Source organism: [Micrococcus luteus] ATCC 49442, assembly GCF_010367585.1.
Classification (GTDB): Bacteria; Actinomycetota; Actinomycetes; order Actinomycetales; family Micrococcaceae; genus Arthrobacter; species Arthrobacter luteus_A.
In genome coordinates this window covers 4,582,675-4,603,491 of record NZ_JAAAXP010000001.1, presented here as the reverse complement: position 1 = coordinate 4,603,491, position 20,817 = coordinate 4,582,675, and the positions used below count along the sequence as shown (strand labels likewise).

Sequence of the window (20,817 nt, the reverse complement as noted above, 5' to 3'; positions counted from 1 at the left end):
GCTCATGCTGATCATTATCGGAACCGCGTTCCTGTTCCTCGCCCCCATCATGGTGGGCGTGGCACTCGTGCTGCCCCGAACACCTGACATCGCACTCGACAGGCGCCGGCCCTATCAGGCGGATCCGCCGTCGAGCATTACCCGCCTGGCTGACGCGACCGTTGGGGCCTTGGACCGGTTCCTCGCGAACCGGAACGTCCGGCTGTACAACCGTGAGGTGTTGGAGAACTCCGGAGTGCGGTTCAGCCAGGCCGAATACATGGTGTTGGTCATTGCCGGCGCAATTGTGGGAGCGCTGGTGGGAATGGTGATCGGCCTTCCCGTGATCTCCGTCCTGCTTGTAGTCCTGGCACCTTTTGCAGGCCACCTTGTCCTCGGATTCCTTGCCGGAAAACGGCGGGCCAAGTTTGACACCCAACTCGGTGACACCCTGCAGCTGCTCTCCGGCGGGCTCCGGGCAGGACACAGCATCCTGAGGGCCATCGATGCCGCCGCGGCTGAATCCCAGAGCCCCACGTCCGAGGAGATGCGGCGCGTCATCACCGAAACCAGCCTGGGCCGCGACCTACTGGCCTCCCTCACTGACACATCGGAGCGGATGCGGAACGAGGACTTCGTCTGGATTGCCCAGGCCATCCAGATCAACCGCGAAGTGGGAGGAAACCTGGCCGAAGTGCTGGACCAGGTCAACGAAACCATCCGCGAGCGCAGCGAGATCAAGGGCCACATCAAGTCCCTTGCCGCCGAAGGTAAATTCTCCGCGTACATTCTCATCGCCATGCCCTTTGGCATCGTGCTGATGCTGATGACGGTCAATCCGGGCTACATGAACTCGATGTTCACGCATCCGCTGGGCTGGGCAATGATCGGGGCATCTGTTGTCCTGATGACCATCGGCAGCCTCTGGATGCGCAAGATCATCGATCTGAAATTCTGACACCATGAGCCCAATAATTCTCTCCGCCCTGCTGCTGGTCTCCGTACCCATCGGCTACCTTGCATGGTCACTCCTCTCCGTCGACCGGAAAGCACGGACAGCCACCGTCGCCATCCTGACACGCGGCCGCCGGGCTGTCGACGAACCCGAAAAGAAGAGCGCAGGCTTTGTGGCCGGGATCGGTTACCGCCTGACTCCCCCGGCTTATGTGCGCAAACTCGACCGTCTGCTCTCCCTGGCCGGCCGGCCGCTGTCCATGCCGCTGGGGAAAGTCCTGGGTTCGAAGCTGGCCCTCGGCCTGGCCGGCGCAGCGCTGGGACTCTACATGACCGCCGTCGGCAGCACGCCCATCATGAAGCTGGCGGGCCTGTTCCTCCTCTTCCTCGGCTACTTCATCCCGGACCTGCTCCTTTATAGCAAGGGCACGGAACGCCAGAAGGCCATGCAACTGGAACTGGCCAACACTCTGGACCAGATGCTGATCTCGGTGGAGGCGGGACTCGGCTTCGAAGGCGCGATGGCCCGGGCCGGCGAAAACGGCAAGGGACCACTCGCAGACGAGCTGGTCCGCACCCTGCAGGACATGCAGGTGGGCCGCAGCCGCCGTGAGTCGTATCAGGCGCTGGCCGAGCGGACCAGCATCCCCGAACTGCGGAGCTTTGTCCAGGCCGTGGTCCAAGCCGACACCTACGGCATTGCCATTAGCCGGGTCCTGCGGATCCAGGCCAAGGTTATGCGGGTGAAACGACGCCAGCGTGCCGAGGAGAAAGCGATGAAACTGCCCGTGATGATTCTTTTCCCGTTGCTGTTCTTTATCTTTCCCGTCCTATTTATCGCGATTCTAGGGCCCGCCGTTATTAACACAGTTGTCACGTTCAGCGGCCAGTGATCTTCGCTCAAGGCAGTCAAGGATGGCGCAAGTTTTCCACAGGTTCTATTGAAAATGGGTCCGCACCTAATCACAGGAAGTAGCCTTGACGGATGGACAGTCCACCAGTCACCTCCAGCAGCGGGGGTGCCCCCGCCGAGCCGCCGGCTACGGGAGCGGCGGCGGACGTGGCAGGTGGCGTGATTCCAGCCACCCCGACGGCGGGCACGGAGTCTGCACGGTGGGTTGAACCTGAGATCCTGGCTGAGTTGGAAGCCGAACTGGAAGGCCCCGAACTCGCCCACGGTTTCGCGCGCGACTACGCCGCCTTGTGGGACCAACGCTTTAGCCGGCTGACAGCAGCCGTCCAGGACCAGGACCGGGTAGCCGCACTGGACGCCATCATCAGCGTTCGGATCGCGTCCGCCATGGTGGGCGGGATCCGGTTGGCCACCTTTGCCCAGGCGCTCGAGGACTGCGTCCGGGGCAGCGATTTCGGGAAGGCCCACCAACTGCTGGCAAGTCTGGCCGAGCACGGGGTCCGCACCGTCTCCGAACTCCGGGACACCTACCTCCAGAGGAACAGCTAACCCCTCAGCGTTCACCGCCAGGCCACGCCGGGCTGTCCGTCCGATGTGGTGCCAGCCGGTAACCGACACCCCGGACGGTCTGGAGCCAGCGCGGTGACTGCGGATCTTCCTTGAGCTTGCGGCGGAGATTCCCCACGTGGACCTCCACTGCCCGCTCATCCGCATCACTGATGTAGGCGTCCGGTTCGTACAGGTCACCGCGGACGGCCCGCACCAGATCGGCCCGCGTGCAGACGGCCCCCTCACCGCGGAGCAGCGTATGCAGAAGGTCAAACTCGCTGCGGGTGAGCCCAAGAGGTGCTTCGCCGATCATCACAGTGCGGGTCCGGTAATTCAGAACCAGTCCGTTGTGCTGTAGGACGCCGTGTTCCCCACCCACAGAACCTGTTGAAGTGTTGCCAGACGAAGCCTGCCCCGGCGGAGTCTGTGTCCAGGCACTCTGTCCGGCTGTCGTTCCCAGCCGCGGACCTGCCGGAGCCACAGCCCAAGTTGGCGTGTGTTGCTGCCGCGTGATCTCATGGCGGGGCCGGCGCATCATCGCGGCAACCCTTGCCCTGAGTTCACGTGGGCGGAACGGCTTCGCGATGTAGTCATCCGCGCCGGCGTTCAGGGCCGAGAGCAGATCAGGCTCATCGGTCCGGCCCGTCAGCATAACCACGTACGCATCGCTGAAATTCCTGATCCGGCGCAGGACCTCAAACCCGTCAATGTCCGGGAGCCCGATATCCAACGTGACCACATTGGCGCTGTTGTTCCGAACGACCTCCACGCCTTCCCGTCCCTCGGCTGCGGTATGGACCACAAATCCTGCCTGACGCAGCACACCCTCCAGGAGATTGCGTATATCCACGTCGTCTTCGATTACGACTGCTACCCCAAGATCTTCCATTTTTCTATCCCTGATGCCAGGTGAAAAAGGCCCCCATCAGCCCAGCGCTAATCCCTTTTTCACTCCAACTCTCTATACGCTACAAGTATGAACGGCAGATGACACCACTTCCCACCTTTACGTTTGAAAAGTCAATTATCATGACATGACATGCACATTAGGATCCTGAGGGTTGTTTCGGCCAGCCGTCAGACGTGTGGACGCAGGAAATCGTTGGGGACGGATGGGGGCGTCAGGAACTTTGGAGACCTCTATGGCCGTTCGTGCCTCCCCGCGGGGCGTTGCGCTCTATTTCAGACGGCTCGGCCGGCGGGCCCAGGTAGCGCTCTGCCAGCTTCCGTTGATCCTGATCGTCAGCGTCATTGGCGTCATGACTCCGTTCACGTGGCCATCCCTCCTGTCCAGTCCGGCATTCCTCGCCGGACTGGTCCTTCATTTCATGTTGTTTGTGGCATGCTTCGTGATTCCTTGGGAACGGCTTCGCTCCAGCGCCTATCTCATCGTCCCGGTACTGGACATCCTCGCAATCGGCCTGCTGCGAAATGGAGCCGCCCAGCTCCTGCCGGGCCTGGCCATTTTGGTGGTCTTCCCGGTTATCTGGCTCGCTGCATCCGGCATACTGGTGCGCACCAACCTTGCGCTGAGCGCCGTGGGGCCGTTCCTGATCATGCTCCCCTCAACGGCCGCACGGTTCCCCAATGTCACGCCCGCCGACCTCACAGCATTGCTCCTCTTCCCCCTCATGATGCTGGCTGTATCGCTGGCCATACGCTTTTCCAGCGCCAACATGCGCGTCCAGCAGCGCGAACTGCAGTCGATGGGCGAGGAACTGCGGCAGCTGCTTGCCGAAAGCCGGGAACGCGAGGAACTGCTGACCACCATCCTGGATGCCACCGACGTCGCCATAGCTGCCGTGGACCGCTCGGGCCGCTATCTCGTGACGAACTACCGGCAGCGTATTTTCAGGCAGGCCACCGGTGTAACTGACGAGATGCCGGGGCAGGGTCACCAACTCATCTTCGGGCAGGACAGACAGACCCTGCTGCCGCCCGCTAAGCGTCCCATCAACCGGGCCATTGCCGGAGAATCCTTCGCCGATTATCTGGTGTGGGCTGGCGCGGTACCTGGGCAGCGGGCCTATTCCACAGCCGCCCGGCCGCTGATTGGGGACGACGGGAGCCTGAACGGCGCGGTTGTGGTCTACAACGACGTCACAGGGTGGGTGGAGGCGCTGGCCGCGAACGAGGAACTAATCTCCACTGTCTCCCACGAGTTCAGGACTCCGCTGAACTCCATCCTGGGAAATGTTGACCTTGTCCTGGAAGATGCCGCTGAGCTGTCCCCGGTCAACGCCGACCGCCTAACAGTGGTGCAACGGAACTCCGAACGGCTGCTGGCCCTGCTGTCCGATCTCTCGGCCACAGCTTCCACGGCATTAAGGGTGCATCCGAAACTCACTGACCTGGCCAGCCTCGTGGAAAGCAGCCTTAACTCGGCCCGTGCCGCTGCAGACCGTTCCGGCGTGCGGCTTGCCGCGGACATTCCTTCGCCCCTGTGGGCTTACGCCGATCCGCTTCGGATAGGACAGGCCCTGGATAACCTGGTGTCCAATGCAATCAAGTACTCCCCCGACGGCGGTGTTGTGGACATCAGCGCCACCAGCAGCGGGGACTGGGTCCAACTCCGGGTCCACGATACGGGGATGGGTATGAGTCCTGATGATTCCGATATGGTGTTCCGCCGCTACTTCCGCACAGAATCAGCCCGGAAAGCAGGTGTCCCGGGTGCCGGCTTGGGGCTCTCGATCACGAAGATGATCGTGGAATCCCATGGAGGCGGGGTCACGTGCATCAGCGACCGCGGCAAGGGCAGCACCTTTACGATGACGCTGCCGGCTGAGGGACCTCCGGCGTCCTTCTGACCTGGTTCCCGCTGGGCAGGAACCTAGTGCTTCCGCACGGCCCGCGTCAGCTCGGCCCGTGCCAGCATCTCGTCCTCGGACGGGTAGGCCACTTCCTCAAGGACCAGCGGGTGCGGTGCCGCCAGCACGGACTTCGCGTCGCGCTTCTTGGCCAGCAGCCGCCCGTAGAGCCAGCCCGGTTCCTCCACGCCCTCACCCACATACAGGGCCGAGCCAACCAGGGACCGGACCATGTTGTGGCAGAAGGCGTCCGCCTGGACTGTGGCCACGATGACGCCGTCCTCGCCGCGGCGGAACTCGAAGCGCTGGAGCTCCCGGACGGTGGTGGCCCCCTCCCGCGGCTTGCAGTAGGACAGGAAGTTCTGCAGGCCCAGCAGCTTTGAGGCGCCCTCATTCAACAGCGATACGTCCAGCGGATTCTTATGCCACAGCGTGAAGTAGCGTTCCAGCGGGTCCCACAGGGCAGGGCCGTCCGCGATGCGGTAGCTGTAGCGGCGCCACAGGGCCGAGAAGCGGGCATCGAATCCCACCGGGGCCAGTGACACCTGGTGCACCTCGATCGCCCCGGACAAATCGCCCAGCCCGCGGCTGAGTGCCCCCCGGATCCGGCGCAGAAGCGCGACGGCGGGATCCAGCTCATGCCCCCGCGGCAGTCCCAGCCACTCGGCCTCCGTGAGGTCCAGGTGGACCACCTGCCCGCGCGCGTGGACGCCGGCATCGGTGCGCCCCGCCACCGTCACCCTGATGGGGCGCCGGACCAGCAAGGCCAGTGCCTCCTCAAGGATTCCCTGAATGGTCCGCAAACCAGGCTGCAGCGCCCACCCGCTAAAGGGGCCGCCGTCGTACGATAAATCAAGCCTCAAACGCAAAAACCCGCCGCCCCCTGAAACGGGGGCCGCGGGTTTTTGGTGGTTCATAGACCTAAGTCTATGCGACGGAACGGGCGAACTACTTCGCTTCGTCCTCGTCCTTCTTCTTAGCGGCGGGAGCCTTAGCAGCCTTCTTCGCGGCCGGAGCTTCTTCCGTGGCAGCTTCCTCAGCGGCCGGAGCCTCTTCGGTTGCAGCTTCGGCTTCAGCCTCGGGAGCAGCAGCAGCTTCGGTCTCTACGACCTCGGCCTCGGGAGCTTCAGCAGCTTCCTCGGCGGCAGGAGCAGCGGCTGCTTCCTTCTTGTCAGCGTCGCGCTTTGCAGCAGAGGTAGCCTCGGCTACAACGGCCTGCTTGGCGGAAACCGGCTCGAGAACCAGTTCGATGACAGCCATGGGAGCGTTGTCGCCCTTGCGGTTGCCGATCTTGGTGATGCGGGTGTAGCCGCCTTCGCGGTTCTCCACTGCCTGTGCAATGTCGGTGAACAGCTCGTGGACGATGCCCTTGTTGCTGATCAGGCCGAGTACACGGCGGCGGGAAGCCAGGTCGCCGCGCTTGGCGAAAGTCACCAGACGCTCGGCGTACGGCTTCAGGCGCTTGGCCTTGGTCACCGTGGTGGTGATCCGCTTGTGCTCGAACAGTGCAGCGGACAGGTTCGCGAGCATAAGACGCTCGTGAGCCGCTCCGCCTCCGAGGCGCGGACCCTTAGCGGGGGTAGGCATAATAGTTTCTCCTCATATGGAAGCCGGTGGTGAGCACACCATGGTGCCCGCCGGCAAAGATCTGTTTTAGAGTTCGTCGTCGCCGAAAGCGGCGTCGTCCTCTTCAATTGCTGCGGCGCGTGCTGCGAGGTCAAAACCGGGAGGCGAGTCCTTGAGGGACAGGCCCAGTTCAACCAGCTTTGCCTTGACCTCGTCAATGGACTTCGCACCGAAGTTACGGATGTCCATCAGGTCAGCCTCGGAGCGTGCAACAAGTTCACCCACGGTGTGGATGCCCTCACGCTTGAGGCAGTTGTAGGAACGGACGGTGAGGTCCAGATCCTCGATCGGCAGTGCCATGTCTGCTGCCAGGGCAGCATCCGTAGGCGACGGGCCAATCTCGATACCTTCAGCTGCGGTGTTCAGCTCGCGGGCCAGACCGAAGAGTTCCACCAGGGTGGTACCTGCGGAGGCAACAGCATCGCGCGGGGCGATGGCCTGCTTTGTCTCGACGTCGACAATGAGCTTGTCGAAGTCGGTGCGCTGCTCAACACGGGTTGCTTCCACGCGGAAAGTAACCTTCAGCACCGGCGAGTAGATCGAGTCGACCGGGATACGGCCGATCTCGGAGTCGCCGGACTTGTTCTGAGCTGCCGAAACGTAGCCGCGGCCGCGCTCGATGGTCAGTTCGAGTTCGAACTTGCCCTTCGAGTTCAGCGTGGCAATGTGCAGATCCGGGTTGTGGAATTCGACGCCGGCCGGCGGAGCGATGTCCGCAGCGGTGACGATTCCGGGGCCCTGCTTGCGCAGGTAAGCAACAACCGGCTCGTCGTGCTCGGAGGAGACCGACAGGCTCTTGATGTTCAGGATGATCTCAGTGACATCCTCCTTGACACCGGGAACCGTGGTGAACTCGTGCAGCACGCCATCGATCCGGATGCTGGTTACAGCGGCACCGGGGATGGAGGAAAGCAGGGTACGGCGGAGGGAGTTACCGAGGGTGTAGCCGAAGCCCGGTTCCAGCGGTTCGATGATGAACCGTGAACGGTTGTCGGAGACTACCTCTTCGGAGAGGGTGGGGCGCTGTGCAATGAGCACTTAGGTTTCCTTTCGGCGAGCATACGCTATATGACGCAACACAGGTGGTGGAAATTCGGTCTGAAGACTTAACGCGGCTGGGCTTGCCCGGACCGTAACGGTCCGGGCAAGCTCAAACAGCTGGAAAGGCTTAGACGCGGCGGCGCTTGGGCGGACGGCAGCCGTTGTGGGCTGCGGGGGTGACGTCCTGGATGGAGCCAACCTCCAGGCCAGCGGCCTGCAGCGAGCGGATTGCGGTCTCGCGACCGGATCCCGGACCCTTCACGAAAACGTCAACCTTGCGCATGCCGTGCTCCTGCGCACGCTTGGCAGCGGCTTCGGCAGCCATCTGAGCGGCGAAGGGGGTGGACTTACGCGAGCCCTTGAAGCCGACCTCACCTGAGGAAGCCCAAGAGATAACAGCGCCGTTCGGATCCGTGATGGAAACGATGGTGTTGTTGAAAGTGCTCTTGATGTGCGCCTGGCCCAGCGCGATATTCTTTTTGTCCTTCTTACGCGGCTTGCGAACCGCGCCACGAGTCTTTGGGGGCATTTTTTTCTCCTACAGAAAGTTATCGGGGAAAGCCGTGTTAATCCCGGAGGATTTAACGGGCCTTCTTCTTGCCTGCGACGGTGCGCTTCGGGCCCTTGCGGGTACGGGCGTTGGTCTTCGTACGCTGCCCACGAACGGGCAGGCCCTTACGGTGGCGAATACCTTCGTAGCTGCCGATTTCAACCTTGCGGCGGATATCAGCTGCTACTTCGCGGCGAAGGTCACCCTCAACCTTGTAGTTGCCTTCGATGTAATCACGCAGCTCAACCAGCTGGGCATCGGTGAGGTCCTTAACGCGGACGTCAGCGCTGATGCCAGTGGCAGCCAGGGTTTCGTGTGCACGGGTCTTACCCACGCCGTAGATGTAAGTAAGCGCAATTTCCAACCGCTTTTCGCGGGGAATGTCTACGCCAGCGAGACGAGCCATATTGGCAGTACTCCTTGAATAAACCGGAGGTCGTAGGCAGTACACCCGCACGTACTGTGCGGCCCCAGCCTCCGACCGGGGGTTAGCTGTCCGGGCTCATACGTCCCAATTCAGCTTGTGCTGCCTTTATTTACTTGCGTGGGTTAGCAACCCAGGGTTTCCTTCAACGAAGGAAATTAGCCCTGGCGCTGCTTGTGGCGCGGGTTCTCGCAGATCACCATGACCCGGCCATTACGGCGGATCACTTTGCACTTTTCGCAGATCTGCTTGACGCTCGGCTTGACCTTCATGGCATTCCTTTGCGTGTGGCAGTTGGTCAACTGGTCCAGCCTTCAGCTGATGCTGAGACTGCCCAGAATTTACTTGTAGCGGTAGACGATACGACCCCGTGTGAGGTCATAAGGGCTCAGTTCCACCACTACCCGGTCCTCAGGGAGAATCCTGATGTAGTGCTGGCGCATCTTGCCTGAGATGTGCGCGAGTACGATGTGCTTGTTGGTCAGCTCAACGCGAAACATCGCGTTAGGCAGCGCCTCGGTCACAACGCCTTCGATCTCAATGACCCCGTCCTTCTTGGCCATACCCTCCGCTAACTGTTGTTGCCGCAGCCCTGCCGGATTGCACCGGACACGACCACGAACGTTTTTGTTGGATCGGTTATCACCTCAGGCCCCAAACAGGGCACAGCAGGCCAGACAACCAACAAGCAACACTACCCTCTATCGCGGTAAATGTTAAATCGAGCATAGTAACCTACGGGGCGCCGTACGCACCATATTCGCCGGCAGGAGTACTTACCGCCGCCGCGCTGTGCACCCCATCCAGGATTGCCAGGCGTACGACGTCGGCTGCCGCGCTTTGGAGCGTGATGAGACTTATCTGCCGGGCAGTCTCGGAACTCCGGTCCAGCGCGACGTCACACGTGGAGAGGCAAAAGACGGTGTCCCCGTCCGCCAACGTATGGCTCGGGTTGAGCGCCCGGGCCAAGCCGGCATGCGCCGCCGAGGCAGTCCGCTTACACTCGGCCACGTCGAGTACCGCATTGGTTGCAACGACCACGAGAGTCGTGTTCAGGGGCGGCGCATCCAGGTGGGCAGGTTCCGGAGCCCGGAAGCGCGCGTCTAAGGGAGGCACGACCGAGCGCGCGGAGGGCTGCGGCTCCTGCCCGCCGTCCGCAATGGGCTGTCCCAGTGCGTTCACAACGGCAACGGCTCCGACAACAACGCCGTTCTCGAGCGTGATGGAGGCCGTGCCTACTCCCCCTTTGTAGGTCCTGGCGATGACTGCTCCGGTTCCTGCGCCTACGTTGCCGCGCGCGACGGCGTGCCCGTCCTTCTCCGCGGCGGCGGCGACGGCTGCCGCAAAGCCCATGTCCGCCGTCGGGCGCGCCGAAAAATCTCCGCCGCGGCCCAGGTCGAAGATCGCGGCGGCGGGGACGATCGGCACCACTCCCCCGGTGACGGGGAAGCCCCGGCCGTTCTCCTCGCACCAGCGCTGCGCGCCGTGCGCCGCGACCAGGCCGTAGGCGCTGCCGCCGGTGAGGACCACGGCGTCGACTGTGGAAACCAGGGTGGTGGGATCCAGGGCGTCGGTCTCGTGAGTTCCCGGACCGCCCCCGCGGACGTCCACGGACCCGACCGTCCCCGGCGGCGGCAGCACCACCGTCACCCCGCTCAGCCACCCGGCGTCGGTCTTCTGTACATGCCCAACCCGGATCCCCGGCACGTCGGTAATGGCTCCCATGGCCTCCATTCTGCCCTGCACCCCTGTCACCGGACATCCGCTTGACGACGCACAAAGCCTCCCGGGACACGAAAAATCCCTGGCGACACCCTTATAAGGGTGTCGCCAGGGATTTTCTGTGTCGCAAGGGAAAAGCGCGTCCCGTGGAGCGCCGAATCCTACGGGATCGGGACAGGCGTGACGCCGAGCGGCACCAGGTGCTCCGCCCCGCCGTCGGGAGCTGAGAGAACCCAGATCCCCCGATCGTGGACAGCCACGGAATGTTCCCACTGGCAGGAGCGATTGCCGTCGGTGGTCACCACGGTCCAGTCATCCGCCAGGACGGCGGTATCGATGCTGCCGCGGACCAGCATCGGTTCAATGGCCAGGCACAGGCCCGCCTTGACCTTGGGGCCGCGGTGACTGGTCCGGTAGTTCAGGACGTCCGGCGCCATGTGCATCTCTGAGCCGATGCCGTGGCCCACATAGTCCTCGAGGATGCCCAGCGGCTTCCCCGGAACCGACGAGACGTAGTCGTCGATGGCTGCGCCGACGTCGCCCACATGGCCGCGCTTGGCCAGCGCCGCGATGCCGTGCCACATGGCAGCCTGAGTGACATCGGAGAGCCGCTGGTCCTCCGGATCAGCGGTGCCCACGATGACTGTCCGCGCGGAGTCCGAATGCCAGCCGTCAACAATCGCGCCGCCATCAATCGAGATGATGTCGCCGTCGTTCAGGACACGGCCGCCGGGGATGCCGTGCACAACTTCCTCGTTCACGGACGTGCAGACGGTGGCCGGGAAGCCGTGGTAGCCAAGGAAGTTGGACTTGGCGCCGGCTTCGTTCAGCACCGCGGCGAAGACGTCGTCCAGGTGCTTGGTGGTGACGCCGGGCACGGCCGCTGCAACGGCAGCATCCAATGCACGGCTCAAGACCAGGCCGGCCTCGTGCATTGTGCGCATCTGGGCGTTGGTTTTGTATTCGATACGGGGCTGGCCGAAGGCCATGGTGTGTCCTCTCAATGGCTGAGGCTCCTCCCGGGGTGCCGGGAGGAGCCTCGAAATACTGTTTGCCTGACTCAGGCGGCCTGAGCTGCCTTGATGGCAGACATAACGCGGTCGGTGACCTCGTCGATGCCGCCAATGCCGTCAACCTGTGTAAGGATGCCGCGTTCGGCATACTTGGCCACAACGGCCTCGGTCTGCTCGTGGTACAGGTCGAGGCGGTGGCGGATTACGGCTTCGTTGTCGTCGCTCCGGCCGGTTTCCTTGGCGCGGCCAAGCAGGCGGGCAACGAGTTCCTCGTCGTCGGCCGTGAGCTGCAGGACGACGTCGAGCTTCTCTTCGCTGTTCGCGAGGATCCCGTCGAGGTAGTCAACCTGCGCAGTGGTGCGCGGGTAGCCGTCCAGGAGGAAGCCGTTTTCGACGTCGTCCTCGCTGAGGCGGTCGCGGACCATTTTGTTGGTCACGCTGTCCGGAACGAAGTCCCCTGCGTCCATGTACTTCTTGGCCTCGATGCCAAGGGGCGTTTCGCCCTTCACATTCGCGCGGAAGATATCACCGGTGGAAATCGCCACGACACCGAGGCGCTCGGAAATACGTTCTGCCTGGGTTCCTTTACCGGAACCGGGCGGTCCAATAATCAACATTTTCGTCATCGCAAAAGCCCTTCGTAGTGACGTTGCTGTAGTTGCGCATCTATTTGCTTGACGGTTTCAAGGCCAACGCCCACCATGATCAGGATCGAGGTGCCACCGAACGGGAAGTTCTGGTTCGCGTTGATCAGTACCAGTGCAACCAATGGAATCAGCGCCACGAAGCCCAGGTACAGGGCGCCGGGCAGCGTGATCCGGGAGAGCACGTACTGCAGGTAGTCCGCGGTCGGTTTACCGGCACGGATACCCGGAATGAAACCGCCGTACTTCTTCATGTTGTCGGAGACCTCTTCAGGGTTGAAGGTGATCGCGACGTAGAAGTATGTGAAAAACACGATCATGGCGAAGTACAGCGCCATATAGATCGGGTGGTCGCCACGGGTCAGGTTGTTGTTGATCCACTCAACCCACGGCTGAAGCTGTTCACCGGCTTTGGGCTGGTTGAACTGCGAGATAAGTCCCGGCAGGTAAAGCATGGACGAAGCGAAGATCACGGGGATCACGCCGGCCATGTTCACCTTGATGGGAATGTAGGTGCTGGTGCCGCCTACCGTGCGGCGTCCGATCATGCGCTTGGCATACTGCACCGGAACGCGGCGCTGGGACTGCTCCACGAACACAACCAGGGCAACAGTGACAAGCCCGATGGCCAGGACCATAAAGAACGTGCCCGGGCCCTGCGAGCTCCAGATGGCGCCCAGGGAGGTGGGGAAGGTCGCCGCGATGGAGGTGAAGATGAGCAGCGACATACCGTTGCCCACACCCTTTTCGGTGACGAGCTCGCCCATCCACATGATGAGTCCGGTGCCGGCCGTGAGGGTGATGATCAGCAGGATCGTGGTGATGATGCTGTTATCCGGGATGATCGGCAGTGCACAGCCTGGCAGCAGCTGGCCTGAACGGGCCAGCGACACCAGCGTCGTAGCGTTCAGCAGACCCAGTGCGATGGTGAGGTACCGCGTGTACTGCGTGAGCTTGGACTGCCCGGAGGCGCCCTCTTCGTACAGCTGCTGGAACCGGGGAATGACCACCCGGAGCAGCTGCACGATGATGCTGGCCGTAATGTACGGCATGATGCCCAGGGCGAAGATGGACACCTGAAGCAAGGCACCGCCGCTGAACAGGTTGACGAGCTGGTAGAGCCCGCCTGCTGTCTGACCGTTCTGCAAGCATTGCTGGACATTCTGGTAGTTCACACCAGGCGAGGGAATGAAGGCACCCAAGCGGAAGATTGTGATGATTCCCAGCGTGAACAACAACTTGCGTCGCAGATCAGGCGTGCGAAAGGCCCGGCCAAATGCGCTAAGCAAGCGTCCTCCTGTGTTGTTAATAAGCGTGGTGTGATGGGGGTCAATAATCCCAACAACCGAGTCTAACGGGTGGATTGGCCATGCGAATAATCCGCAAGGTCAACCGCGCGACGGGCGGCAGGAAATTTTCGGCAGGCGGATATGAAGAAACTCCCGGCGTGCAGGGCCCTGGGGTCCTGCACACCGGGAGTTCACAACGGGCTTATGCCCACCGTCTGCTAGAGAGCGGTGGTGCTTCCGCCTGCTGCAGCAATCTTCTCTGCGGCGCTGGCCGAGAATGCGTGGGCCGTGACGTCAACCTTGACGGTGATGTCGCCGGTGCCCAGCACCTTGACGGGCTGGTTCTTGCGAACGGCACCCTTTTCGACCAGGTTCTCCACGGTGACTGCGCCACCTTCCGGGAACAGCTCGTTGAGCTTGTCCAGGTTTACAACCTGGAACTCAACCCGGAACGGGTTCTTGAAGCCGCGCAGCTTCGGCAGGCGCATGTGCAGCGGCAACTGGCCGCCGGCAAAGCCAGCCTTGATCTGGTAGCGGGCCTTCGTACCCTTGGTACCGCGACCGGCGGTCTTACCCTTGGAACCTTCACCACGACCCACACGGGTCTTGGCGGTCTTGGCACCCGGGGCGGGACGCAGGTGGTGGACCTTCAGAGCGTTCTGCTTCTCAGCAGCCGCGCCCTGTGCCTTCTCAGCAGTGTTCTTCTCTGCCATTTACTTCGCCTCCTCTACCTGTACCAGGTGCGGAACCGTGTTGAGCATTCCAACGGTCACGGCGTCGGCGGTGCGGACAACGGTGTGTCCGATCCGCTTCAGGCCGAGGGACCGCAGGGTGTCGCGCTGGTTCTGCTTGCCGCCAATGACGGACTTGATCTGAGTGATCTCCAACTGAGCGTCGGAGGGAATCAGGTTCTTAGCCATGACTTAGACACCCGCCTTCTGGTTCAGGATTGCCTTCACCATTGCCGGCGGAGCAACCTCGTCGAGGGGCAGGCCGCGGCGTGCTGCCACTGCTGCCGGCTCTTCGAGGCGCTTCAGTGCATCAACGGTCGCGTGAACGATGTTGATGGCGTTTGAGGAACCGAGCGACTTGGAGAGGATGTCGTGGATGCCCACGCACTCCAGTACTGCACGGACCGGGCCACCGGCGATAACACCGGTACCGGCGGAAGCCGGACGCAGCATTACGACGCCTGCGGCAGCCTCACCCTGAACGCGGTGCGGGATGGTGTTGCCAATGCGGGGAACGCGGAAGAAGGACTTCTTAGCCTCTTCAACGCCCTTCGCGATTGCGGCGGGAACTTCCTTAGCCTTGCCGTAGCCAACGCCGACCATGCCGTTACCGTCGCCAACGACGACCAGAGCGGTGAAGCTGAAGCGACGACCACCCTTGACCACCTTGGAAACGCGGTTGATGGTGACAACGCGCTCGATGAACTGGCTCTTTTCAGCTTCACGGCCGCCGTCGCGGCCGCCACGGCCACCACGGTCGCCACGGCCCTGGCCACGGTCTCCACGCTCGCCACGACGAGCGCCACCACGGCGGTCATCGGCAGCGGCTGCGGGAGCAGTGGTCTCAGTGGCCGGAGCAGCTACGGCTTCAGTCGCCTTCTGATCTGCAGACACAGTGTCCTTTTCGTTGTTTGCTTCCGTCACAGTGACAGCCCACCTTCACGTGCGCCGTCAGCGACAGCGGCAATCCGGCCGTGGTACTTGTTACCACCGCGGTCGAAGACAACTGCTTCGATACCGGCAGCCTTCGCGCGCTCGGCAACGAGCTCGCCAACGCGCTTGGCCTTGGCGGTCTTGTCGCCTTCGAATGCACGAAGATCGGCTTCCAGTGTGGAGGCGCTTGCCACGGTCAGGCCCTTGGTGTCATCGACAACCTGGACGAATACGTGGCGTGCGGAACGGTTGACGACCAGACGAGGACGTACAGCCGTACCGGAGATGCGCTTGCGGATACGAAGCTGGCGGCGGCTGCGCGAAGCAGACTTGCTCTTGTTCGTACGCTTCTTGTTAATTGAGATGGCCATGGTTACTTACCAGCCTTTCCGACCTTGCGGCGGATGACTTCGCCTGCGTAGCGAATGCCCTTGCCCTTATAGGGGTCCGGCTTCCGCAGCTTGCGAATGTTGGCAGCAACCTCGCCGACCTGCTGCTTGTTGATACCTGAAACAGAGAGCTTGGTCGGGGTCTCAACTGCAAAGGTGATGCCGTCCGGTGCGGAGACATTTACCGGGTGGCTGTAGCCGAGAGCGAACTCAAGGTCAGATCCCTTGGCCTGAACGCGGTAACCAGTACCAACGATTTCAAGCTTCTTCTCGTAGCCCTTGGTAACGCCCTCGATCATGTTGGAGATCAGGGTGCGGGTCAGGCCGTGGAGTGAACGGGAGGCGCGCTCGTCGTTCGGGCGGGCGACAGTCAGGGTGTCTGCTTCCAGGGAAACCTCGATCGGGCTGGCCACAGTGTGGTTCAGCTCGCCTTTGGAACCCTTGACGCTGACGACAGAGCCGTCAACCTTGACCTCAACGCCGGCGGGAACGGTGATGGGGAGACGTCCAATACGTGACATTATTCTCTTCCTTTCCCGTTACCAGACGTAGGCGAGGACTTCGCCGCCCACGCCCTTCTTGCCGGCTTGCTTATCAGTCAAGAGGCCGGAAGAGGTGGACAGGATTGCGACACCCAGGCCACCGAGCACGTGCGGGAGGTTGGTGGACTTTGCGTAAACACGCAGGCCCGGCTTGGAAATACGACGAACACCAGCGATTGAACGCTCGCGGTTCGGTCCGAACTTGAGCTCGAGAGTCAGCTTCTTGCCAACCTCAGCGTCTTCTTCTTTCCAGGAGGCGATGTAACCTTCGGCCTTCAGGATGTCGGCAACGCGTGCCTTGAGCTTGCTGTACGGCATGGACACGGAATCGTGGTATGCCGAGTTTGCATTGCGCAGACGCGTAAGCATGTCTGCGACAGGATCTGTCATTGTCATTGTGGGCTCTTGCCCTTCCTCATAACGGTTTCCTCGCTGCGGCAAAGCCTCAGCGAAGGACCTGTTACGTAGCTAGATTAGTCTTCGGCCTTGAACGGGAAACCAAGCGCCTTCAGCAGCGCACGGCCTTCGTCATCGGTCTTGGCAGTGGTAACAACCGTGATGTCCATGCCGCGGGTGCGGTCGATGGAATCCTGGTCGATTTCGTGGAACATAACCTGTTCGGTCAGACCGAAGGTGTAGTTGCCATTGCCATCGAACTGCTTGCCGCTGAGGCCGCGGAAGTCGCGGATACGGGGCAGAGCCAGCGTGACCAGACGATCCAGGAATTCCCACATGCGGTCTCCACGCAGAGTTGCGTGTGCGCCGATGGGCATGCCTTCGCGCAGCTTGAACTGTGCGATCGACTTGCGGGCCTTGGTTACCTGCGGCTTCTGGCCGGTGATCAGGGTCAGATCGCGGACAGCGCCGTCGATCAGCTTGGAGTCCTTGGCGGCATCTCCAACACCCATGTTCACAACGACCTTCACCAGGCGGGGAACCTGATTGACGTTGTTGTAGCTGAATTCCTCAATGAGCGTGCTCTTGATGGAATCGGCGTACTTGGTCTTCAGACGAGGAACGATCTTCGTTGCCGGAGTCTCGAGAGTCTCAGTCATTAGATGTCCTTCCCGGAGCTCTTGGCCACGCGGACACGCACTTCGCGCTTCACGCCATCGCGCTCAACGGTCTCGGTGCGGAAACCGACGCGGGTGGGCTTCTTGGTGGACGGGTCAACCAGAGCCACGTTGGAGATGTGGATCGAAGCTTCGACGACCTCGATGCCACCGGTCTTGGTGCCGCGCTGCGACTGACCGACCTTGGTGTGCTTGGTTACGCGGTTAATGCCTTCAACCAACACGCGGTTGGTCTCCGGGAATACGCGCAGAACCTTGCCCTGCTTACCCTTGTCGCCGCCGCGCTCAGCCTTGGCGCCAGTGATGACCTGAACGAGGTCACCCTTTTTGATCTTAGCCATGGACTAGAGCACCTCCGGAGCCAGAGAAACGATCTTCATGAACTTCTTGTCACGGAGTTCACGACCAACCGGTCCGAAGATACGGGTACCGCGGGGGTCACCGTCAGCCTTCAGGATCACAGCTGCGTTCTCGTCAAACTTGATGTAGGAACCATCCGCACGGCGGCGTTCCTTCTTGGTACGGACGATGACTGCCTTAACAACATCGCCCTTCTTTACGTTGCCGCCCGGAATTGCGTCCTTGACGGTAGCGACGATAACGTCGCCAATGCCTGCGTAGCGACGGCCAGATCCACCGAGAACGCGAATGGTAAGGATTTCCTTAGCACCCGTGTTGTCGGCGACCTTGAGTCGCGACTCCTGCTGAATCACTATTTACTCCTTGCGTCGCGCCGGTTCTCAGACCGAAAATCTTCCTACGGAATGAGCCTTGCGGAACGGTTGATCGGGGTGTCTCTTGACCTGCCTGGATTTTGCCAGACCAGGCCTAAACTCCCGTGCCAAAAACATTTGCTTCCCAGGCGGTTCCGGACAGGTCCGAAGCCCTAGGGGGCACTATGCCGTGGCACGATTGTTTACGAGGTTGATGTCGGCGCACGAAAGGCGCCATACAAACTCAAAATCTTAGCACAGTTTGGCCCAGCCCCCATATCACAGAGCAGCTGTCCCTGCCCATTCAACGCCGACTGCACACGGGAACCAACGACGACGTCACGCACCGCACGCTGCTTGCCCGCCCCGGGTGCCGCTCCCCCGAAATCCCGGCCACCCGCCGTCGGACGCTCTCTCACTTAATGCGGGTTTTCGGCCGACGCTCTCTCACTTTCTTGAAGAAAGTGAGAGAGCGTCCAGGGATTTCACACATTAAGTGAGAGAGCGTCCGGGGTGAAGGGGCGGACGACGGCGGCACGCACGCCACGTTTTTGGCCCGCCGCGGGCCGGGGCGGCCCGGTTGCTACTCCCCCGCAAACGCGGGAAACCCCCGCTCCCAAAAGGGAACGGGGGTTTCCGTGCAATACCTGCGGGCAGGTGTTACTTGGCCTTTTCGAGGACCTCAACCAGACGCCACCGCTTGGTGGCGGACAGCGGGCGGGTCTCGGCGAGGAGAACGAGGTCGCCGATGCCGGCGGTGTTCTCTTCGTCGTGAGCCTTGATCTTCGTGTTGCGGCGGATGACCTTGCCGTACAAAGCGTGCTTTACGCGGTCTTCTACCTGGACAACGATGGTCTTTTCCATCTTGTCCGAGACCACGTAGCCACGCTTCGTCTTACGGTAACCGCGTTCGCCAGCCGTAGCTGCTGCGGAAACAGTTTCCGTCACGTTCTCGTCCTTTTCACTCACTTGGCATCCTCCTCGGTCTCAACCGTTTCAGCCTTTTCGGCCTTCTTGGTTGCGGCCTTCTTGGACTTCTTTTCTTCCTTGGCTTCCACAACCGGTGCGGCAACCTCGGCACGAATGCCCAGCTCGCGCTCACGGAGAACGGTGTAGATGCGTGCGATGTCCTTCTTTACCGCGCGCAGACGACCGTGGTTCTCCAGCTGACCGGTGGCGGACTGGAAACGCAGGTTGAACAGCTCTTCCTTAGCCTTACGGAGTTCTTCAACGAGGCGCTCGTTGTCGAACGTGTCCAGCTGTGCGGATGCAAGTTCCTTGGATCCTACTGCCATTTCTATTCACCACCTTCGCGACGCAAAATGCGTGCCTTCAACGGGAGCTTGTGGATTGCCAGGCGCAGGGCCTCGCGAGCTACCGATTCTTCGACGCCGGAGATCTCAAAGAGAACCCGACCCGGCTTGACGTTAGCGACCCACCACTCCGGTGAACCCTTACCGGAACCCATGCGGGTTTCGGCCGGCTTCTTCGTGATCGGACGGTCCGGGTAAATGTTGATCCAGACCTTGCCGCCACGCTTGATGTGGCGGGTCATCGCGATACGGGCAGATTCGATCTGACGGTTGGTGACGTATGCCGGGCTCAGAGCCTGGATGCCGTACTCGCCGAACGAGACCTTGGTGCCGCCCGTAGCAGTTCCGGAGCGACCCGGGTGGTGCTGCTTACGGTGCTTGACTCGACGTGGGATAAGCATTTAAGCCTGTCCTCCTTCTACTGCAGCGGGTGCAGCCTCAACTGCCGGAGCGGCGGCAGCCGGAGCTGCCTCTGCTGCCGGACGGTCGGTACGACGGCGGCGGTCACCACGGTCAGCGCCACCCGGGCGGCCCGGACGATCGCTGGGGCCGCGGCCACGGGACGGAGCAGCAGCTGCCTGCTGAGCCAGTTCCTTGGAGGTGACGTCACCCTTGTAGATCCAGACCTTCACGCCGATGCGGCCGAAGGTGGTCTTGGCCTCGTAGAAGCCGTAGTCGATGTTCGCACGGAGGGTGTGCAGGGGCACACGGCCTTCGCGGTAGAACTCCGAGCGGGACATTTCAGCGCCGCCCAGTCGACCGGAGCAAGCGATACGAATGCCCTTGGCACCTGCACGCTGTGCGGACTGCATGGCCTTCTTCATCGCGCGGCGGAAAGCCACGCGGGAAGTCAGCTGCTCAGCAACGCCCTGGGCAACAAGCTGTGCTTCCATCTCGGGGTTCTTGACCTCGAGGATGTTCAGCTGAACCTGCTTGCCCGTCAGCTTCTCAAGCTCGCCGCGGATGCGGTCTGCTTCAGCGCCGCGGCGGCCGATGACGATGCCGGGACGTGCCGTGTGGATATCCACGCGGACACGGTCACGGGTGCGCTCGATCTCAACCTTGGCGATGCCGGCGCGCTCCATGCCCGTGGACATGAGCTGGCGGATGCGGATGTCTTCGCGAACGAAGTCCTTGTACCGCTGGCCGGCCTTGGTGCTGTCAGCAAACCAGTGCGATACGTGATCGGTGGTGATGCCGAGTCGGAACCCGTGCGGGTTAACTTTCTGTCCCACTTAGCGAGCCTCCTCTTTCTCCGGGGTAGCGACTACCACGGTGATGTGGCTCGTGCGCTTCTTGATCTGAAATGCACGACCCTGGGCGCGCGGCTGGAACCGCTTCATGGTCGGGCCTTCATCAACAAACGCTTCGCTGATGATGAGGTCACCTTCGTCAAACGCAACACCGTCGCGGTCCGCGAGGACCCGGGCGTTGGAGATTGCCGACTGAACTACCTTGAATACCGGCTCTGAAGCTGCCTGTGGGGCAAACTTCAGAATTGCCAGAGCCTCATTCGCTTGCTTACCACGAACAAGGTTGACGACGCGCCGGGCCTTCATAGGCGTTACGCGGATGTGACGCGCAATTGCCTTGGCTTCCATTGCTTTCC

Annotated in this window: 30 protein-coding genes; 4 read left to right on the top strand and 26 right to left on the bottom strand. The window is 61.8% G+C overall.

Annotated features, from left to right (window positions below):
- Positions 1 to 4 precede the first annotated feature (4 nt).
- The 3 genes from GUV69_RS21020 to GUV69_RS21010 all read left to right on the top strand — a co-directional run bounded on the left by GUV69_RS21020 (position 5) and on the right by GUV69_RS21010 (position 2,395).
- Positions 5 to 937 (top strand): type II secretion system F family protein, encoded by a 933-nt coding sequence (locus GUV69_RS21020; RefSeq protein WP_164205925.1) that lies wholly within the window; start codon positions 5 to 7, stop codon positions 935 to 937.
- A gap of 4 nt (positions 938 to 941) precedes the next feature.
- Complete coding sequence (locus GUV69_RS21015) at positions 942 to 1,826, top strand: type II secretion system F family protein (protein WP_164205923.1); 885 nt, start codon at positions 942 to 944, stop codon at positions 1,824 to 1,826.
- Between the two features lie 92 nt (positions 1,827 to 1,918).
- Positions 1,919 to 2,395 (top strand): Hpt domain-containing protein, encoded by a 477-nt coding sequence (locus GUV69_RS21010; RefSeq protein WP_167525104.1) that lies wholly within the window; start codon positions 1,919 to 1,921, stop codon positions 2,393 to 2,395.
- Between the two features lie 4 nt (positions 2,396 to 2,399).
- Here GUV69_RS21010 and GUV69_RS21005 read toward each other — a convergent pair whose 3' ends face one another.
- Positions 2,400 to 3,284: a response regulator transcription factor gene (locus GUV69_RS21005; RefSeq protein ID WP_164205920.1), complete on the bottom strand. Its 885-nt coding sequence runs from the start codon at positions 3,282 to 3,284 to the stop codon at positions 2,400 to 2,402.
- A 253-nt stretch (positions 3,285 to 3,537) separates the two neighbouring features.
- Between GUV69_RS21005 and GUV69_RS21000 the strand changes: the two genes are divergently transcribed.
- Positions 3,538 to 5,205 carry a sensor histidine kinase gene (locus GUV69_RS21000; protein WP_164205918.1) on the top strand — a complete coding sequence of 556 codons (1,668 nt, stop codon included), beginning with the start codon at positions 3,538 to 3,540 and terminating at the stop codon, positions 5,203 to 5,205.
- 23 nt (positions 5,206 to 5,228) lie between these two features.
- On the opposite strand, the gene GUV69_RS20995 is transcribed toward GUV69_RS21000, so the two are convergent.
- The 25 genes from GUV69_RS20995 to rplV all read right to left on the bottom strand — a co-directional run bounded on the left by GUV69_RS20995 (position 5,229) and on the right by rplV (position 20,809).
- A complete protein-coding gene (locus GUV69_RS20995; protein WP_164205917.1) occupies positions 5,229 to 6,122 on the bottom strand; it encodes a tRNA pseudouridine synthase A in 894 nt (297 codons plus the stop codon).
- 31 nt (positions 6,123 to 6,153) lie between these two features.
- Positions 6,154 to 6,792, bottom strand: coding sequence for a 50S ribosomal protein L17 (gene rplQ / locus GUV69_RS20990; RefSeq protein WP_164205915.1), 639 nt, complete (start codon positions 6,790 to 6,792; stop codon positions 6,154 to 6,156).
- Positions 6,793 to 6,858: 66 nt separating this feature from the next.
- Entirely contained in the window at positions 6,859 to 7,869 is a 1,011-nt protein-coding gene (locus tag GUV69_RS20985; protein ID WP_164205914.1) for a DNA-directed RNA polymerase subunit alpha, read from the bottom strand.
- 130 nt (positions 7,870 to 7,999) lie between these two features.
- Positions 8,000 to 8,401: a 30S ribosomal protein S11 gene (gene rpsK / locus GUV69_RS20980; protein ID WP_018769149.1), complete on the bottom strand. Its 402-nt coding sequence runs from the start codon at positions 8,399 to 8,401 to the stop codon at positions 8,000 to 8,002.
- A 52-nt stretch (positions 8,402 to 8,453) separates the two neighbouring features.
- A complete protein-coding gene (gene rpsM, locus GUV69_RS20975) occupies positions 8,454 to 8,828 on the bottom strand; it encodes a 30S ribosomal protein S13 (protein WP_028275004.1) in 375 nt (124 codons plus the stop codon).
- 176 nt (positions 8,829 to 9,004) lie between these two features.
- Entirely contained in the window at positions 9,005 to 9,118 is a 114-nt protein-coding gene (gene rpmJ, locus GUV69_RS20970) for a 50S ribosomal protein L36 (RefSeq protein WP_009358722.1), read from the bottom strand.
- 69 nt (positions 9,119 to 9,187) lie between these two features.
- Positions 9,188 to 9,409: a translation initiation factor IF-1 gene (gene infA / locus GUV69_RS20965; RefSeq protein WP_009358723.1), complete on the bottom strand. Its 222-nt coding sequence runs from the start codon at positions 9,407 to 9,409 to the stop codon at positions 9,188 to 9,190.
- 172 nt (positions 9,410 to 9,581) lie between these two features.
- A complete protein-coding gene (locus tag GUV69_RS20960) occupies positions 9,582 to 10,571 on the bottom strand; it encodes a P1 family peptidase (protein WP_431197120.1) in 990 nt (329 codons plus the stop codon).
- A gap of 158 nt (positions 10,572 to 10,729) precedes the next feature.
- On the bottom strand, positions 10,730 to 11,557 hold the full coding sequence (gene map / locus GUV69_RS20955) for a type I methionyl aminopeptidase (protein WP_164205910.1): 828 nt from the start codon (positions 11,555 to 11,557) through the stop codon (positions 10,730 to 10,732).
- A gap of 71 nt (positions 11,558 to 11,628) precedes the next feature.
- Positions 11,629 to 12,198 carry an adenylate kinase gene (locus GUV69_RS20950; protein ID WP_208786684.1) on the bottom strand — a complete coding sequence of 190 codons (570 nt, stop codon included), beginning with the start codon at positions 12,196 to 12,198 and terminating at the stop codon, positions 11,629 to 11,631.
- A gap of 5 nt (positions 12,199 to 12,203) precedes the next feature.
- Complete coding sequence (secY, locus tag GUV69_RS20945; RefSeq protein WP_164205906.1) at positions 12,204 to 13,514, bottom strand: preprotein translocase subunit SecY; 1,311 nt, start codon at positions 13,512 to 13,514, stop codon at positions 12,204 to 12,206.
- A 218-nt stretch (positions 13,515 to 13,732) separates the two neighbouring features.
- Positions 13,733 to 14,227: a 50S ribosomal protein L15 gene (gene rplO, locus GUV69_RS20940; RefSeq protein WP_051628706.1), complete on the bottom strand. Its 495-nt coding sequence runs from the start codon at positions 14,225 to 14,227 to the stop codon at positions 13,733 to 13,735.
- Complete coding sequence (rpmD, locus tag GUV69_RS20935) at positions 14,228 to 14,434, bottom strand: 50S ribosomal protein L30 (protein ID WP_164205902.1); 207 nt, start codon at positions 14,432 to 14,434, stop codon at positions 14,228 to 14,230.
- 3 nt (positions 14,435 to 14,437) lie between these two features.
- A complete protein-coding gene (gene rpsE / locus GUV69_RS20930; RefSeq protein WP_164205900.1) occupies positions 14,438 to 15,169 on the bottom strand; it encodes a 30S ribosomal protein S5 in 732 nt (243 codons plus the stop codon).
- Positions 15,166 to 15,549, bottom strand: coding sequence for a 50S ribosomal protein L18 (gene rplR, locus GUV69_RS20925; protein WP_058931720.1), 384 nt, complete (start codon positions 15,547 to 15,549; stop codon positions 15,166 to 15,168). Before rplR ends, rpsE begins: the two co-directional genes overlap by 4 nt.
- 2 nt (positions 15,550 to 15,551) lie before the next feature.
- Complete coding sequence (rplF, locus tag GUV69_RS20920) at positions 15,552 to 16,088, bottom strand: 50S ribosomal protein L6 (protein ID WP_104042533.1); 537 nt, start codon at positions 16,086 to 16,088, stop codon at positions 15,552 to 15,554.
- An 18-nt stretch (positions 16,089 to 16,106) separates the two neighbouring features.
- Positions 16,107 to 16,505: a 30S ribosomal protein S8 gene (gene rpsH, locus GUV69_RS20915; RefSeq protein ID WP_056425243.1), complete on the bottom strand. Its 399-nt coding sequence runs from the start codon at positions 16,503 to 16,505 to the stop codon at positions 16,107 to 16,109.
- Between the two features lie 77 nt (positions 16,506 to 16,582).
- Positions 16,583 to 17,164, bottom strand: coding sequence for a 50S ribosomal protein L5 (gene rplE / locus GUV69_RS20910; protein ID WP_164205897.1), 582 nt, complete (start codon positions 17,162 to 17,164; stop codon positions 16,583 to 16,585).
- Positions 17,164 to 17,523: a 50S ribosomal protein L24 gene (gene rplX / locus GUV69_RS20905; RefSeq protein WP_024366125.1), complete on the bottom strand. Its 360-nt coding sequence runs from the start codon at positions 17,521 to 17,523 to the stop codon at positions 17,164 to 17,166. The genes rplE and rplX overlap by 1 nt, the downstream gene beginning before the upstream one ends.
- Before the next feature lie 3 nt (positions 17,524 to 17,526).
- A complete protein-coding gene (gene rplN / locus GUV69_RS20900) occupies positions 17,527 to 17,895 on the bottom strand; it encodes a 50S ribosomal protein L14 (protein WP_024366126.1) in 369 nt (122 codons plus the stop codon).
- Between the two features lie 660 nt (positions 17,896 to 18,555).
- On the bottom strand, positions 18,556 to 18,864 hold the full coding sequence (gene rpsQ, locus GUV69_RS20895) for a 30S ribosomal protein S17 (protein WP_164205895.1): 309 nt from the start codon (positions 18,862 to 18,864) through the stop codon (positions 18,556 to 18,558).
- Complete coding sequence (gene rpmC / locus GUV69_RS20890; RefSeq protein ID WP_066293285.1) at positions 18,861 to 19,190, bottom strand: 50S ribosomal protein L29; 330 nt, start codon at positions 19,188 to 19,190, stop codon at positions 18,861 to 18,863. The genes rpsQ and rpmC overlap by 4 nt, the downstream gene beginning before the upstream one ends.
- Before the next feature lie 2 nt (positions 19,191 to 19,192).
- A complete protein-coding gene (gene rplP / locus GUV69_RS20885; RefSeq protein WP_108599007.1) occupies positions 19,193 to 19,609 on the bottom strand; it encodes a 50S ribosomal protein L16 in 417 nt (138 codons plus the stop codon).
- Positions 19,610 to 20,443 carry a 30S ribosomal protein S3 gene (gene rpsC, locus GUV69_RS20880; protein WP_164205893.1) on the bottom strand — a complete coding sequence of 278 codons (834 nt, stop codon included), beginning with the start codon at positions 20,441 to 20,443 and terminating at the stop codon, positions 19,610 to 19,612.
- Positions 20,444 to 20,809: a 50S ribosomal protein L22 gene (gene rplV, locus GUV69_RS20875; protein ID WP_003803798.1), complete on the bottom strand. Its 366-nt coding sequence runs from the start codon at positions 20,807 to 20,809 to the stop codon at positions 20,444 to 20,446.
- Positions 20,810 to 20,817 lie beyond the last annotated feature (8 nt).